The sequence below is a fragment of the Aeromonas taiwanensis genome (genome assembly GCF_000820165.1).
Taxonomy (GTDB): Bacteria; Pseudomonadota; Gammaproteobacteria; order Enterobacterales; family Aeromonadaceae; genus Aeromonas; species Aeromonas taiwanensis.
Genome location: NZ_CDDD01000058.1, coordinates 42,358 through 56,197, shown reverse-complemented (window position 1 = coordinate 56,197; position 13,840 = coordinate 42,358). Strand labels below are relative to the sequence as shown.

General features: G+C 60.1%; 13 protein-coding genes and 1 tRNA gene. 8 read left to right on the top strand and 6 right to left on the bottom strand.

The features are described 5' to 3' along the window. Positions 1-4: 4 nt before the first annotated feature. Both mglC and BN1136_RS10535 read left to right on the top strand, forming a co-directional pair. Positions 5-1,015 (top strand): galactose/methyl galactoside ABC transporter permease MglC, encoded by a 1,011-nt coding sequence (mglC, locus tag BN1136_RS10540; RefSeq protein ID WP_043764024.1) that lies wholly within the window; start codon positions 5-7, stop codon positions 1,013-1,015. Positions 1,016-1,073: 58 nt separating this feature from the next. Continuing rightward, positions 1,074-2,807, top strand: coding sequence for a methyl-accepting chemotaxis protein (locus tag BN1136_RS10535; RefSeq protein WP_043764023.1), 1,734 nt, complete (start codon positions 1,074-1,076; stop codon positions 2,805-2,807). Between the two features lie 768 nt (positions 2,808-3,575). Here BN1136_RS10535 and BN1136_RS20220 read toward each other — a convergent pair. Beyond that, positions 3,576-3,752, bottom strand: coding sequence for a hypothetical protein (locus BN1136_RS20220; protein ID WP_134694276.1), 177 nt, complete (start codon positions 3,750-3,752; stop codon positions 3,576-3,578). Positions 3,753-4,499: 747 nt separating this feature from the next. Between BN1136_RS20220 and arcA the strand changes: the two genes are divergently transcribed. From arcA to BN1136_RS10515, 4 genes are all read left to right on the top strand, one after another. Further along, positions 4,500-5,720, top strand: coding sequence for an arginine deiminase (gene arcA / locus BN1136_RS10530; protein ID WP_043764021.1), 1,221 nt, complete (start codon positions 4,500-4,502; stop codon positions 5,718-5,720). A 61-nt stretch (positions 5,721-5,781) separates the two neighbouring features. Continuing rightward, positions 5,782-6,708 (top strand): carbamate kinase, encoded by a 927-nt coding sequence (gene arcC / locus BN1136_RS10525; RefSeq protein ID WP_043764020.1) that lies wholly within the window; start codon positions 5,782-5,784, stop codon positions 6,706-6,708. A 72-nt stretch (positions 6,709-6,780) separates the two neighbouring features. Next, complete coding sequence (argF, locus tag BN1136_RS10520) at positions 6,781-7,785, top strand: ornithine carbamoyltransferase (RefSeq protein WP_043764019.1); 1,005 nt, start codon at positions 6,781-6,783, stop codon at positions 7,783-7,785. Between the two features lie 123 nt (positions 7,786-7,908). Then, complete coding sequence (locus BN1136_RS10515; RefSeq protein ID WP_043764018.1) at positions 7,909-9,315, top strand: YfcC family protein; 1,407 nt, start codon at positions 7,909-7,911, stop codon at positions 9,313-9,315. Positions 9,316-9,471: 156 nt separating this feature from the next. On the opposite strand, the gene BN1136_RS10510 is transcribed toward BN1136_RS10515, so the two are convergent. From BN1136_RS10510 to BN1136_RS10495, 5 genes are all read right to left on the bottom strand, one after another. Continuing rightward, positions 9,472-9,963: an arginine repressor gene (locus BN1136_RS10510; RefSeq protein WP_043764017.1), complete on the bottom strand. Its 492-nt coding sequence runs from the start codon at positions 9,961-9,963 to the stop codon at positions 9,472-9,474. A gap of 214 nt (positions 9,964-10,177) precedes the next feature. Then, a complete protein-coding gene (gene pyrI, locus BN1136_RS10505) occupies positions 10,178-10,642 on the bottom strand; it encodes an aspartate carbamoyltransferase regulatory subunit (RefSeq protein WP_043764016.1) in 465 nt (154 codons plus the stop codon). A gap of 16 nt (positions 10,643-10,658) precedes the next feature. Then, the gene (gene pyrB / locus BN1136_RS10500) at positions 10,659-11,579 is read right to left on the bottom strand and encodes an aspartate carbamoyltransferase (RefSeq protein WP_043764030.1); all 921 of its coding nucleotides are present in this window, start codon (positions 11,577-11,579) and stop codon (positions 10,659-10,661) included. After that, positions 11,560-11,754 carry a hypothetical protein gene (locus tag BN1136_RS20405; protein ID WP_167576489.1) on the bottom strand — a complete coding sequence of 65 codons (195 nt, stop codon included), beginning with the start codon at positions 11,752-11,754 and terminating at the stop codon, positions 11,560-11,562. Before BN1136_RS20405 ends, pyrB begins: the two co-directional genes overlap by 20 nt. A 99-nt stretch (positions 11,755-11,853) precedes the next feature. Next, positions 11,854-12,396, bottom strand: a complete 543-nt coding sequence (locus BN1136_RS10495; protein ID WP_043764014.1) for a hypothetical protein — start codon at positions 12,394-12,396, stop codon at positions 11,854-11,856. A 202-nt stretch (positions 12,397-12,598) separates the two neighbouring features. Between BN1136_RS10495 and BN1136_RS10490 the strand changes: the two genes are divergently transcribed. Both BN1136_RS10490 and BN1136_RS10485 read left to right on the top strand, forming a co-directional pair. Continuing rightward, positions 12,599-12,675: transfer RNA gene (locus tag BN1136_RS10490), tRNA-Trp, on the top strand. 343 nt (positions 12,676-13,018) lie between these two features. After that, positions 13,019-13,840, top strand: a complete 822-nt coding sequence (locus BN1136_RS10485) for an alpha/beta hydrolase (RefSeq protein ID WP_043764013.1) — start codon at positions 13,019-13,021, stop codon at positions 13,838-13,840.

The window sequence follows — 13,840 nt, the reverse complement described above, 5'->3', positions numbered from 1 at the left end:
CATTATGGAGTCGGCTAAAAAATTCAATCTGATGCAGGCGCTCAAAGAGAACGGCATCTATGTGGTACTGCTGGTGCTGCTCATGGTCATCGTGATCAAGGAGCCCTCCTTCCTCAGTCTCACCAACTTCAGCAACATCCTGACCCAGTCCTCGGTGCGGATCATCATCGCGCTGGGGGTGGCGGGCATCATCATCACTCAGGGGACCGACCTGTCGGCCGGTCGTCAGGTCGGCCTGGCTGCGCTCATTGCGGCCACCATGCTGCAGGCCCTGACCAACGTCAACAAGGTGTTCCCAAGCCTGGGTGAAGTGCCCATCCCGGCGGTGATCCTGCTGGTCTGCGCCGTGGGTGCCCTGATCGGCCTCATCAACGGCCTGATCGTGGCCTACCTGAACGTGACGCCCTTCATCACCACGCTGGGCACCATGATCATCGTCTACGGCATCAACTCGCTGTATTTCGACTCCGTGGGGGCTTCTCCGGTGGCCGGCTTCGATCCCCGCTTCTCCAGCTTCGCACAGGGGTTCATCCGGATAGGCGGATTCAAGCTGTCGTATCTGACCTTCTATGCGGCCATCGCCAGCGTCTTCGTCTGGGTGCTGTGGAACAAGACCCGTTTCGGCAAGAACATCTTCGCCATCGGTGGCAACCCGGAAGCGGCCAAGGTGTCCGGTGTCAACGTCGCCGTCAACCTGGTGATCATCTATGCCCTGGCCGGCGTCTTCTATGCCTTCGGCGGCATGCTGGAAGCGGGCCGTATCGGCAGTGCCACCAACAACCTGGGCTTCATGTATGAGCTCGACGCCATCGCGGCCTGCGTGGTGGGCGGGGTGTCATTTGCCGGTGGTGTGGGGACGGTGGCCGGTGTCATCACCGGGGTACTCATCTTCACACTGATCAACTACGGTCTGACCTACATCGGGGTCAGCCCGTACTGGCAGTTCATCATCAAGGGCGGCATCATCATCCTGGCGGTCGCGCTGGACTCCATGAAGTACGCCAAGAAGAAGTAAGCATTGGCAGAGAGGGCTGGAGCAATTCCAGCCCTCTTCATTTGGAGGGACCCATCCCATGCCATTCAAAGTCAAGATCAACGTCCTCCTGCTGCTCGCCATCCTGGCTACCATCGGCACCGCCTGGTTCAGCGTCAACCACTTCATCAGCAGCTACATCCGCACCCAGGCGACCCAGAACATCAACGAACAGATCACCCTGGTCAGGGAGAAACTGGCGGACGACATCAATCAGAAAGTACTGTTGGCCGCCAACCTCAACCTCGGGGTCACCAGCGTCAAGAAGGCGCTGCAGGAGACCGGCTTTCACAACATCGTCAAGGTGATTGGCGACATGGCGTTCGACGCGAATGGCGTCATCGACGACAAGGCCAGGGTCGATGCCCTGCGCAAGCAGATCCCCGCTGCCAACAACCAGATCACCGTGAGCGCGCTGGAGCAGCTGGACGACAAGCCGGTCATCTCCATTCTGGTGCCGCGAGGGGCCGACTCCGCCTACCTCTATTACCTCGACATGAGCGAGTTCAAAACGCTGCTAGCGAAGGTGAGCGGAGAGGGGCGTTACTTCTCCCTCACCGACAGCCAGGGCCAGGTGCTCTACAGCAGCAAGCCCGGTGGAGAGGTCGAGAGCCGCCCCAACAAGCTCGACATCCGGGGCAGTCAGTGGACCCTGACCGGGTACGTGGATCTCGACCATATCCGGGCCATGACCCAGGCCCTCAACGGCAAGATCACCCTGGCCCTGCTCGGGGTCGCAGCCCTGGTGCTGGCAATCTCCATGGTGGCGCTCAACCTGGCCTATCGCCCGATTCTCTCCCTGCGCGATCTGGTGCAGGAGCTGTCCCAGGGCAATGGTGACCTGACTCGCCGGCTCGCAGTGACCAGCAAGGATGACCTCGGCCAGATCTCGGCGGGCATCAACCGCTTTATCGAGCGGCTGCAGGAGATGATGGGGGAGGTACGGCACGCCAGCGGCCAGCTCAACGACGGGATTTCGGATCTCGCGCGGGAGACGGGGGCGGCCCAGGGGCTGCTGGCCGAGCATGTGCGGGAAACGGAGCAGGTCGTCACCGCGATCAACGAGATGAGCCGCACCGCCGTCTCGGTGTCGGAGAGTGCGGCCAGCACGGCCCAGCTGACCGGCCAGAGTCAGCAGCTGGCAAGCCAGTCACGCCAGGTCGTGGATCAGGCCATGGCCAGCGTGACCGCCCTGGTGACCGAGGTGGAGACCACGGCCCACTCCATCGAGGCCATGCAGCAGGATGTGCAGCAGATTGGCTCCATACTCGGGGTCATCGGCAGTATCGCCGAGCAGACCAACCTGCTGGCTCTCAACGCCGCCATCGAGGCCGCCCGGGCCGGTGAGCAGGGGCGTGGATTCGCCGTGGTGGCCGATGAGGTGCGCTCCCTGGCGGGCCGCACCCAGCAGAGTACCGCCGAGATCCAGACCATGCTGACCCGGCTGCAACGGGGCGCCCAGACAGTGGTGGTGGCCATGGGCAACACCCGTCAGAGTTGTCAGGATGCGGCAGAAAACACCGGTAAGGTGAATGCGTCGCTGGATTTGATGGCGGGGGAGGTGGTGGAGATCAACGATCTCATCAGCCATATCGCCACTGCGGCGGAGCAACAGAGCGCCGTTGCCGAGGAGATCAACCGCAACATGAGCGCCATTGCCGAGGTGATTACCCAGCTCAAGGGCAATGGGGAGCGGACGGTGCACAGCTCGAACGCCATGCAGCACACCTATGACAGGTTGCGGGAGATTGTGGGGCACTTCCGGCTGGAGTGAGAGACGTTGGCCGAGGCAAAAAACGGCCAAAAAAGATGGGGGCGACTTGCGTCGCCCCCGATAGTCTTATCGCTCATATCCTTGAACGAAGTTGCTCCCTGCAATCCCTGACTATACCTCTTCCTTTAGGTTTCCCCTTCCCAATCCTTTGGGGTGTCCTTTAGCCATCATGACCTGACGAGTCATCCATTCCCGCCGCACTTTCTCCGTCCTGGGAGGTGTCCTTTACCACATCCTGTGGTGAGTCCATTTGCCCAACCCTGGCAGCCAGTCATCCTGACCAACTTCATTGCGTCCGTGCAGGAGTAACTATAAGGATTTCCCGCAGGGCGACAACAGCATGTTGAAAAACGTTTTTGCGAAACTCGTTTCTTGCGAAATGAAATAACGATTATTTTGTTATTAATCATCATCTTGAAGATTTTATTTGCGGGTTTTTCGCGCTTATCTTCCGACTATGGCGAGAGCTTTGTGGGCTGTTTGCTTACGCACCCTATGGCGAATGTCTTACAAGCCATTTAACTGGGGTTCAGAAATGACGTGAAGAGAGGTGTCGATCGCAGATGAGCACATCCCGGAGCATCTAAGGGAAATGGGATGACCGGGTGCCGATCCCGCCAATGAGCGGGTAATGTGGTAGCGAATACGGCAGCTGGCAGGGCTGTGGTGCGAGCGGCTGGGGACCAGCTGAGTGGGGAGGCGCCGAGTGGAGGGTGTCGGAGTCGGGCAACCACCCAAGAGGAGGGCATCTCCCCCTGGGCGAGCGGATCAGTGGTGCTGGCTGCCACCATACCATTGGCAGAGGTAGGCGGGGATCAGCATCTGGGGGGCCTGGTCAACATGGCATACCACCAGCGGCATGGCGGGGGCACCCTGGGCGTGGACCAGGGCCGGGGCCAGGGGAAGGACCAGGGCGACGAACAGGAACAGTGGTTTGATCTTCATGGTTATCTCCTTGGTAAGGGAATTTGGTGTGATCCCGATCACTTTCTGAGTTAAGGCGAACCATGGACTGGTGCAAGGCGATGCAAAAAATTCAACTAATGAAAAAACTTTAAATCCCGCCTGTAATGAAGCTCGTGAGAGAAACGCCGTCAGGAAACGCCCAAAATGCATATTCATATAAGCGAGATGGGGGTATGACGGGAGGGCGGGAGCGTTGCCGCGCGACCTGGCACAGATGCCATGATCTGGAACAAAAAACGGATTATTCAACCGAAATGGAGAAAGTGACTATTTATGTGGTGACTCTCAGGGGGATGAATGACGATAAATTCATGGATGGATATAAAAAATTCAAATACTAAAAAAATCTTTTTTATCTGATTGATTATAAAGATTTTTTAAAATGGTGAATATCTCTTTATGGATAACTGAAATGAATGAAAACGCTATCTTGTTGGGATTTTTATGGGGATTTTTGCTTGTTTATGCCGTGTTTGCTCAATGGCAAATATCGTTTATGTACACTCCGTCATAAATTAACTCCTGAATTTATGCAGTCTCGGTTGAATGTGATCAATGTCCAAGTTTGGTGTGGCTGCCAGTCCTAATCTCTGCATCGAAAGGCAAGGGCAGGATAGAACACAAGCTGAATACCCTACATAAAGAATATCCCGCCTTAGCCACGAGCCAGAATAGAAGGAATCTATTCAATCACTCGCAGGGACCACTGCTAGACGGAATATAATCATGAGCAAATTTTATGTAGGTTCTGAAGTTGGCCAGTTGCGCCGCGTCATGTTGCACCGCCCCAACCTCAGTCTGAAGCGTCTGACTCCTTCCAACTGCCAGGATCTGCTGTTCGATGACGTTCTGTCTGTGGAACGCGCCGGTCAGGAGCACGACAAATTCGCTCAGGTACTGCGCGATCAGAATGTCGAAGTCTTCCTGCTGACCAATCTGCTGGCGGAAACTCTGGATGTGCCGGAAGCCAAAGCCTGGCTGCTGCAACACCAGGTCTCCGACTATCGTCTCGGCACCGCGCTGGCCAACGACGTGCGCTGCTTCCTGGCGGACATGCCCCATCGCGAGCTGGCCCGCATTCTCTCCGGCGGCCTGACCTACTCCGAGATGCCCTACAGCGGCGTCAACATGGTGGTCGGCATGCACGCCCCGACCGATTTCATCATCGAGCCGCTGCCCAACCACCTCTTCACCCGCGACACCTCCTGCTGGGTCTATGGCGGCGTCTCCATCAACCCCATGGCCAAGGCCGCCCGTCGTCGCGAGACCAACCATGTGAAGGCCATCTACCGCTGGCACCCGCAGTTTGCCGGTCAGGACTTCATCAAGTACTTCGGTGACGAAGACCGCGACTACGACAACTCCACCATCGAAGGGGGTGACGTCCTGGTCATCGGCCGCGGCGCCGTGCTCATCGGCATGTCCGAGCGCACCACGCCGCAAGGGGTCGAGCATCTGGCCCGCAGCCTGTTCAAGCACGGCCAGGCCAAACAGGTCATCGCCATGGAACTGCCGAAACACCGCAGCTGCATGCACCTGGATACCGTCATGACCCACATGGATATCGACACCTTCTCCGTCTATCCGGAAGTCATCCGCAAGGATGTGAACTGCTGGAGCCTGACCCCAGGCGGCGCCACCGGCATGAACATCAAGGAAGAGGGTTACTTCGTGACTGCCATCGAGAAGGCCCTGGGCGTGGATCAGCTCAAGCTCATCACTACCGGCGGTGACAGCTTCGAGGCCGAGCGCGAGCAGTGGAACGACGCCAACAACGTGCTGACCGTGCGTCCCGGCGTGGTGGTGGGTTACGAGCGCAATACCTACACCAACGAGAAGTACGACAAGGCTGGCATCACTGTGCTGCCCATCCCGGGCGAAGAGCTGGGACGTGGCCGCGGCGGCGCCCGCTGCATGAGCTGCCCGATGGAACGCGACGGCATCTGACAAGACGGCGTGGCGCCGGCAGAGGCTGGCGCCACACAGACCAAGACTCGAGAGTAACATCATGAAAAAACCAACTGTCGTCGTCGCCCTGGGGGGCAATGCCCTGCTCCGTCGTGGCGAGCCGCTTGAAGCGGACATTCAGCGCAAGAACATCGCCACCGCCGCCAAGACCATCGCCCGCATCGCCGAGGATTACAACGTGGTGCTGGTGCATGGCAACGGCCCGCAAGTCGGTCTGCTGGCCCTGCAGAACAGTGCCTACACCAAGGTATCCCCCTATCCGCTGGATGTGCTGGGTGCCGAGTCTCAGGGCATGATCGGCTACATGCTGATCCAGGAGCTGAAGAACCTGATGCCGAGCCGCAACGTCACCGCCCTGCTGACCCAGGTGCAGGTAGACCCGCAGGATCCGGCGTTCGCCAACCCGACCAAGTTTATCGGCCCGGTTTATGAAGAAGTGGAGGCCCGCGCCCTGGCCGCCGAGAAGCAGTGGTCGGTCAAGGCCGACGGCAGGTTCTTCCGCCGCGTGGTGCCGTCCCCGCTGCCCCAGCGCATCGTGGAAGGTGACGCCATCGAGACGCTGATCGCCCAGGGCCACCTCATCATCTGCACCGGTGGTGGCGGCATCCCGGTGACCTGGGATGGTCAGAGCCTGACCGGCATCGAAGCCGTCATCGACAAGGACATGTCTGCCGCCTATCTGGCCAAGCAGATCAAGGCCGACGCCCTGCTGATCCTGACCGACGCGGATGCTGTCTACCTGGACTGGGGCAAGCCGACCCAGCGCCCGCTGCGGGTCACCAGCCCGGACGAGCTGGCCGGGGTCAAGTTCGACGCAGGCTCCATGGGGCCCAAGGTCGAAGCCTCCTGTGAATTTGTGAAAGCCACCGGCGGCATGGTGGGGATCGGTTCCCTGGAAGATGGTCTGGCCATCCTCAGAGGCGAAGCCGGCACCAATATCGTTGCCACCAACACAGTGAATGCCTGAGTAACCGAACAAGTTTTGCGTAGTCAACACTACTGCCCCAATTGGTCTGAACAAATATAGAGAGAACTCATCATGGCTTTTAATCTGCGTAACCGTAACTTCCTGAAACTGCTGGACTTCACCCCGCGCGAAATCCAATACATGATCGATCTGGCCATCGACCTGAAGAAGGCCAAATACGGTGGCTATGAGCGCAAGCACCTGGTCGGCAAAAACATCGCCCTGATCTTCGAGAAGACCTCCACCCGCACCCGTTGTGCCTTTGAAGTGGCGGCCTTCGACCAGGGCGCCCAGGTCTCCTACCTCGGCCCGAGCGGTTCCCAGATCGGTCACAAGGAGTCCATGAAGGACACCGCCCGCGTACTGGGCCGCATGTATGACGGCATCGAATACCGTGGCTACGGCCAGGAGATCGTGGAAGAGCTGGGCGCCTACGCCGGCGTGCCGGTCTGGAACGGCCTGACCAACGAATTCCACCCGACCCAGATCCTGGCCGACTTCATGACCATGCTGGAGCACGGCAAGGGCAAGCGCCTGGATCAGATCAAGTTCGCCTACCTGGGTGACGCCCGCAACAACATGGGCAACTCCCTGATGGTCGGCGCCGCCAAGATGGGCATGGACATCCGCCTGGTCGCGCCGAAGGCCTTCTGGCCGGAAGAGGAGCTGGTTGCCCAGTGCCGCCAGATCGCCGAAGAGACAGGTGCGCGTATCCACCTGACCGAAGACGTGAAAGAGGGCGTGCTGGGTGCCGACTTCCTCTACACCGACGTCTGGGTCTCCATGGGGGAAGCGAAAGAGGCCTGGGATCAGCGCGTGAAACTGATGACCCCGTATCAGGTCAACATGGATGTCATCAACGCCACCAAGAACCCGGATGTGAAGTTCATGCACTGCCTGCCTGCCTTCCACAACGACGAGACCACCATGGGCAAGGAAGTGGCCGACAAATACGGCATGAAAGGCCTGGAAGTAACCGAGGACGTGTTCGAATCCGACCACTCCATCGTGTTCGACGAGGCCGAAAACCGGATGCACACCATCAAGGCAGTGATGGTTGCTACGCTGGGCGACTAAGGTCGCAGTAGTGGTGCCGGGGGGTGACCCCCGGCTTTTCGACCATGTGACAGCGGAACAACACCTCTAACCCTACGACCCGCAGCCTGCATGGATACCACACCCACAGAAGGAAGCTGGACCATGACCAAATTCAAGTTCCCGTCAGCCTACACGATTTTGTTTGTGCTGATCGCCCTGGTGGCCGCCCTGAGCTGGATAGTGCCCGCCGGCAAATACGAGATGACCATGAACGAAGCCCTCGGCAAGGAAGTGCCGGTGGCCGGTACCTACAAGCTGGTGGATGCCAATCCCCAGGGCATCGTCGACGTGCTGCTGGCACCCATCGACGGCCTCTACAACCACGACACCTATGAGGCAGGCGCCATCGACGTCTCCCTCTTCATCCTGATCATCGGTGGCTTCCTCGGCATCGTGACCAAGACGGGGGCCATCGACGCCGGCATCGAGCGCGTCACCGACCGCCTGCGCGGCCGCGAGGAGTGGATGATCCCCATCCTGATGGCGCTGTTCGCCGCAGGAGGCACCATCTACGGCATGGCCGAAGAGTCCCTGCCGTTCTACACCCTGCTGGTACCGGTGATGATGGCCGCCCGCTTCGACCCGGTCGTCGCCGCCGCCACCGTGCTGCTGGGGGCCGGCATCGGGACCCTGGGCTCCACCATCAACCCGTTCGCCACCGTGATCGCCGCCAATGCCGCCGGCATCTCCTTCACCGACGGCATCTGGCTGCGGGTGGCCATGCTGGTGGCCGGCTGGATCCTCTGTGTCGCCTACGTGATGCGTTACGCCAAGATGGTGCGCAACGATCCGAGCAAGTCCCTGGTGGCCGACAAGTGGGAAGAGAACCGCGCCCACTTCCTCGGCAACAAGAGTGACCAGATGCTGGAGTTCACCACCACCCGCAAGATAGTGCTGGGCATCTTCGTCGCCGCCTTCGCCGTGATGATCTACGGGGTGGCCGTGCTGGGCTGGTGGATGGCGCAGATCTCCGGCGTCTTCCTGGCCTCCGCCATCATCGTCGGCCTCATCTCCCGCATGAGCGAGGAGGAGTTGACCTCCAACTTCATCGACGGTGCCCGTGACCTGCTTGGTGTGGCCCTCATCATCGGTATCGCCCGCGGTATCGTGGTGGTGATGGACAACGGTATGATCACCCACACCATCTTGCACAGTGCGGAAGGCATAGTGACCGGCCTCTCCACCGTGGTGTTCATCAACGTGATGTTCGCGCTGGAAGTGGTGCTCTCCTTCCTGGTGCCGTCCTCCTCTGGCCTGGCCGTGCTGACCATGCCGATCATGGCGCCGCTCGCCGACTTCGCCAACGTGGGTCGCGAGCTGGTGGTCACCGCCTACCAGTCCGCCTCCGGCCTGGTGAACCTGGTGACCCCGACCTCCGCCGTGGTCATGGGGGGCCTGGCCATCGCCAAGGTGCCCTATGTGCGCTACCTGAAGTGGGTGGCCCCGCTGCTCGGTATCCTGACCGTGCTGATCGTGGTCTGCCTGAGCCTGGGTGCCATGCTGGCCTGATGAGAGACGTTGACGCAACAACGGGAGCCCCAGGCTCCCGTTTTTTATGGCTGGCAAGGCTGGGGAGCCAGCCCCTTCCCATGACCTGGCTCCCCGTCGGGCGGACAACAAAAAAGGCGACCCCTGGGGTCGCCTTGCTGCATGCGGGGGAGGGGCCTAGCGCGCCCGCTCCAGGGTGCGCACCACGGCGGCATGGGCCTGGCGGGTGCGGCTGATGTGGCGCGGGGCGATCAGCACCACGTCGTTGCCGGCCACGGCCCCCAGGATCTCCGGGTCGGCGTGGCGGTCCAGCAGGCGGGCGACCACGGTGGCTGCGCCCGGCGTGGTGTGCACCAGCACCATCTGCTGGTTGTGCACCACGGCGCGCACCATGTCGTGCACGGAGCGGGTGCTGCCGGCGGGCTCCAGCTGCTCCTCCACTAGCGTGTAGACCTTCTTGCCGTTGGCATTCTGGGCCTTGGCGACACCGAGGCGACGCAGCAGGCGGGAGATGGTGGACTGGCTGATGTCGGCGAAACCGCGCACGGAGAGCTCGCGGCGGATCTCCTCCTGGGTGCTGTAGCAGTGCTGGCCGATGATCTGGCGGCAGGCATCGAGCTGAGCCTGGTCGGACTCTTGATCCAGGGGGCGGCTGAGGGTCTTGACCATGGCGACTTCCTTTGACGATGAGCGATGGCTATCTCGCCCAGTCTGTCATTCCTGTTTTTCATAGCAAAAAACACTGATGACGAGCCTTCCCGCAGGGGATGAGCGATGCCTAGCCGTTATGAGATGGCAAATTATAACCAAAGGGGGAAAAAGTGATGTGACAGGAGTCAAAAATGGGCCCGGAGGGGCCCACATGGATATTTTTGACGGGGTATCAGTAGCGCTCGCTGACGATGTCCTGGGTGAAGGACTTCTCGCAGTATTTGCACTTCATGCGCACCGCGCCCTTCACCTCGCGCACGCGGAAGTAGCTGTCCACCGGCTCGTTGTGGGAGATGCAGTTGGAGTTGGGGCAGTGGAACACCCCGGCGATGAACTCCGGCAGTGCCAGCTGGTGCTTCTTCACCACCACGAAGTCTTCGATGATGTTGACGGTGGCCTTGGGGGCGAACAGGGCCAGCTGGTTGGCCTGCTGTTCGGTCAGGCGGGTGTTCTCTATCTTGATGAGATCCTTCTTGCCCAGGGCGCCGGATTTGAGGTTGAAGCCGACGGTGATCCGCTCCTGGGTCTCGATCAGCTGGAACAGCTTGAGGATCTTGATGCCCTGGCCGGCGGGGACGTGGTCGATGACGGAGCCGTGACGGATGGCTTCGACTTGCAGTTGGTTCTTCTCGGACATGATGTTCCCCTTTCCCTTATACGGTTTCGTTCAGTACCAGTGCCAGCAGAGCCTGGCGCGCATAGACCCCGTTCTCTGCCTGCTGGAAGTAGTAGGCGTGAGGGGTCTTGTCGACGGCCACGTCGATCTCGTCGACCCGGGGCAGGGGATGCAGGATCTTCATGGTGGGCTTGGCCCCTTCCAGGGTGGCCAGTTCCAGCACGAACTTGGCGGCCATGTGCTTGTACTCGGTCTCGTCGAAACGCTCTTTCTGGACGCGGGTCATGTAGAGGATGTCGAGCTCCGGCATTACCTCTTCCATGGTCTCGTGCACGCTGAACTGGATGCCCTTCTCTTCCAGCTCCTCGCACAGGTAGTCCGGCATGGCCAGCGCCTCCGGGGAGATGAAGAAGAAGCGGCAGTTGAACAGGCTCAGGGCCTGGGCCAGGGAGTGGACGGTGCGGCCATATTTCAGGTCGCCGACGAAGGCGACGTTCAGGCCGTCCAGGCGCCCTTGTGTCTCGTGGATGGAGAAGAGGTCGAGCAGGGTCTGGGTCGGATGCTGGTTGGAACCGTCACCGCCGTTGATGACGGGCACCCGGGAGAACTCGGAGGCGAGGCGGGCGGCTCCCTCTTTCGGGTGACGCATCACCACCGCATCGGAGTAGGAGCCGATGATCTTGATGGAGTCGGCCAGGGTCTCGCCCTTCTTGGCGCTGGTGTTGCCGCCGTCGGCGAAGCCGATGATGTTGCCACCGAGACGCTGGACAGCGGTCTCGAAGGAGAGGCGGGTACGGGTGGAGGCCTCGAAGAAGCAGCTGGCGACCAGCTTGTCTTTCAGCAGGCGGGTGTCGGGTTCGGCCTTCAACCGCTGAGCGGTGGCGACCACCAGTTCCATGTCAGACCGGGTCAGGTCCGAGATGGAGATGACGTGTTTGTTATAGAGTGGATTGGTCATCGTCTGCATTCCCTTTGACATCAATGAAGGTTTTTCCGGCACAAAAAAAAGCCCCTGAAACAGGGGCTTTTTTTAAAAACAATTGGGGATCTGTGGGTCGGGAACCGGAAACAACGGGGCCGCTTTGGTGCGCTCCACCCGTCTGCAAGGCTGCTTTTTTCATCAAAAACGGCATCGTTCTGTCCCGACCTTTTTTCAAACCGGACAGATTATAGAGTCGCATTTTGAATTGTCAAAAATTTATTTCAAAGGCAAGATTTGCGCTGAAAAACGTTTAAGTGTTGCGAACTGGTCGGCAAACCCACACCTGATGCTGCGCCTGCAGTGGCTCGCCATCCTGCGCCATGGCGCGCAGATAGCCGAGCCTGTGGTGCCCCTCCAGCAGGCAATAGGGGTGGGGCAGGGGTTGCCCGTTCGGGTAGCTGTCCCCCGCCGTCGATGCCAGCACTATGACCGGTTCTGGCCAGCTCCCTTCGCTCAACATCTTCTCCCCGAGCCAGGAGCGGCGCACGTAACGGTTGTGGCGCAGCATCTCCCCCCAGCGGTCGATCACCTCTATATGGCGGGAGTCTATCTCGCCCACAATGCGGGCGGTGGACCAGCTTTCACACTCGAAGCAGTGGTTGGCGAGGTCGATAAAGCTCCAGTTGGATTCAAAACCGCGCCAATGGCGGTAAATCCACTGGGTGAGCACGTTCTCGGGGATGAAGGGGACCAGGGGCGAGACCCGGGCGAGATAGTCGGTCAGGGACTCGGTTTGGCGCTCGTCCCTGAAGTTGAGCGGAGCAAGTTGTTGCAGCAATCGGTAATTGAGCATGGGCGGCCTCCCTCTACCTGAGTTCACCCTACCCCCATTTGTGTCCCATTCCTACCCTGTTGAGGCTGCAAATACAGCGGCTTATCCCTGTTTCTTGCTGGAAGTGCGACGATTTGCTCGTCATTTGTTCGATCGCATCAAAAGTGAGAAAAAAAGCCTTTACCTTTGATCCCGGCTTTGTATAATTCGCCTCGTTTGTTGCAGGGGCGTAGTTCCAATTGGTAGAACAGCGGTCTCCAAAACCGATGGTTGCGGGTTCGAGTCCTGCCGCCCCTGCCATTTTTCAGAGAGGCCAGCTCATTGAGCTGGCCTTTCGCATTTCTGCTCTCCCGATATACTCCCGTGTACCCTCTTGCGTCGCCACCTCCTGCTGCTCGCCCCCTGTCCTGACTAGGCGTCAGTATGTCGCTCACGGTGATGGCATCTTGCCTGGCGTTCTCTTCTCTACTTGCTCTCCATGGCGGGTCTTCATCCGGCGATGATCCGGCAATTCGAATGAACTTCGTCATCTTCATAGCCTGAGCGAATGGGGTCGATACCCGGAACAAAATTCTCCCTGTCACCCTGTCTGGTGATAATCGGGGGCTAGCCCATGGTGGCAGACCCGTATCAAGGAGATCCCATGTCCCCCCGCTTTACCGAATGGACCCAGCCCCTGCACCTGGGGGAGGTCCGGCTCGACATTTCCGCCATCGGCCGCGACGGTCGGCGAGCCCCTGTCGTCTTCCTGCACGGCTTTGGCTCCACCAAGGAGGATTACGCCGATGTGGTCCATCACCCGGACTTCGATGACCGCCCCTTCCTGGCCTGGGATGCCCCCGGCTGCGGCGCCACGACCATAGATAATCCGGCGCGCATCGACCTGCCCCTGCTGGTGGCGACGGCGGCGGCGATGATCGACAGCCGGGGCTGGGGGCAATACCACCTGGTGGGGCACTCCATGGGCGGGCTGACGGCCCTGCTGCTGGCGCACCTGAGGCCGGAGCGGGTGTTGAGCTTCACCAGCATAGAGGGCAACCTGGCGCCGGAGGATTGCTTCCTGAGCCGTCAGGTGCACGAGCACCTGGCGCAGGAGGACGAGGTCTTCTTTGCCGCCTTTATCGAGCGGACCCGCCACGGGCGCGATCTGGCGAGCACCCTCTATGCGGCCTCCCTGCGCCACAAGGTGCGCGCCGGGGCGGTGCGCCCCATCTTTCGCTCCATGGTGGCCTGCTCGGACGAGGGAGCGCTGCTCGACAAGTTCCTGGGGCTGCCCTGCCCGGTTCACTTCATGTATGGCGAGCAGAATGCCCACCTCTCCTACCTCGATACGCTGGCGCGGGAGGGCGCTCGTCTGACCTCCATCCCCCAGTGCGGCCACTTCCCCATGTACTCCAACCCCGTGCTGATGTGGTGGGCGCTGGCCGAATTCTTCGAGGAGAGTGAGCGCCGCCTCGACCGCTAG

What these genes read in the sequence shown, in the direction of transcription:
- mglC (WP_043764024.1), top strand. Translation starts at nt 5, where the DNA reads ATGGAGTCGGCTAAAAAATTCAATCTGATGCAGGCGCTCAAAGAGAAC.
- BN1136_RS10535 (WP_043764023.1), top strand. Translation starts at nt 1,074, where the DNA reads ATGCCATTCAAAGTCAAGATCAACGTCCTCCTGCTGCTCGCCATCCTG.
- BN1136_RS20220 (WP_134694276.1), bottom strand. Translation starts at nt 3,752, where the DNA reads ATGAAGATCAAACCACTGTTCCTGTTCGTCGCCCTGGTCCTTCCCCTG.
- arcA (WP_043764021.1), top strand. Translation starts at nt 4,500, where the DNA reads ATGAGCAAATTTTATGTAGGTTCTGAAGTTGGCCAGTTGCGCCGCGTC.
- arcC (WP_043764020.1), top strand. Translation starts at nt 5,782, where the DNA reads ATGAAAAAACCAACTGTCGTCGTCGCCCTGGGGGGCAATGCCCTGCTC.
- argF (WP_043764019.1), top strand. Translation starts at nt 6,781, where the DNA reads ATGGCTTTTAATCTGCGTAACCGTAACTTCCTGAAACTGCTGGACTTC.
- BN1136_RS10515 (WP_043764018.1), top strand. Translation starts at nt 7,909, where the DNA reads ATGACCAAATTCAAGTTCCCGTCAGCCTACACGATTTTGTTTGTGCTG.
- BN1136_RS10510 (WP_043764017.1), bottom strand. Translation starts at nt 9,963, where the DNA reads ATGGTCAAGACCCTCAGCCGCCCCCTGGATCAAGAGTCCGACCAGGCT.
- pyrI (WP_043764016.1), bottom strand. Translation starts at nt 10,642, where the DNA reads ATGTCCGAGAAGAACCAACTGCAAGTCGAAGCCATCCGTCACGGCTCC.
- pyrB (WP_043764030.1), bottom strand. Translation starts at nt 11,579, where the DNA reads ATGACCAATCCACTCTATAACAAACACGTCATCTCCATCTCGGACCTG.
- BN1136_RS20405 (WP_167576489.1), bottom strand. Translation starts at nt 11,754, where the DNA reads ATGCCGTTTTTGATGAAAAAAGCAGCCTTGCAGACGGGTGGAGCGCAC.
- BN1136_RS10495 (WP_043764014.1), bottom strand. Translation starts at nt 12,396, where the DNA reads ATGCTCAATTACCGATTGCTGCAACAACTTGCTCCGCTCAACTTCAGG.
- BN1136_RS10485 (WP_043764013.1), top strand. Translation starts at nt 13,019, where the DNA reads ATGTCCCCCCGCTTTACCGAATGGACCCAGCCCCTGCACCTGGGGGAG.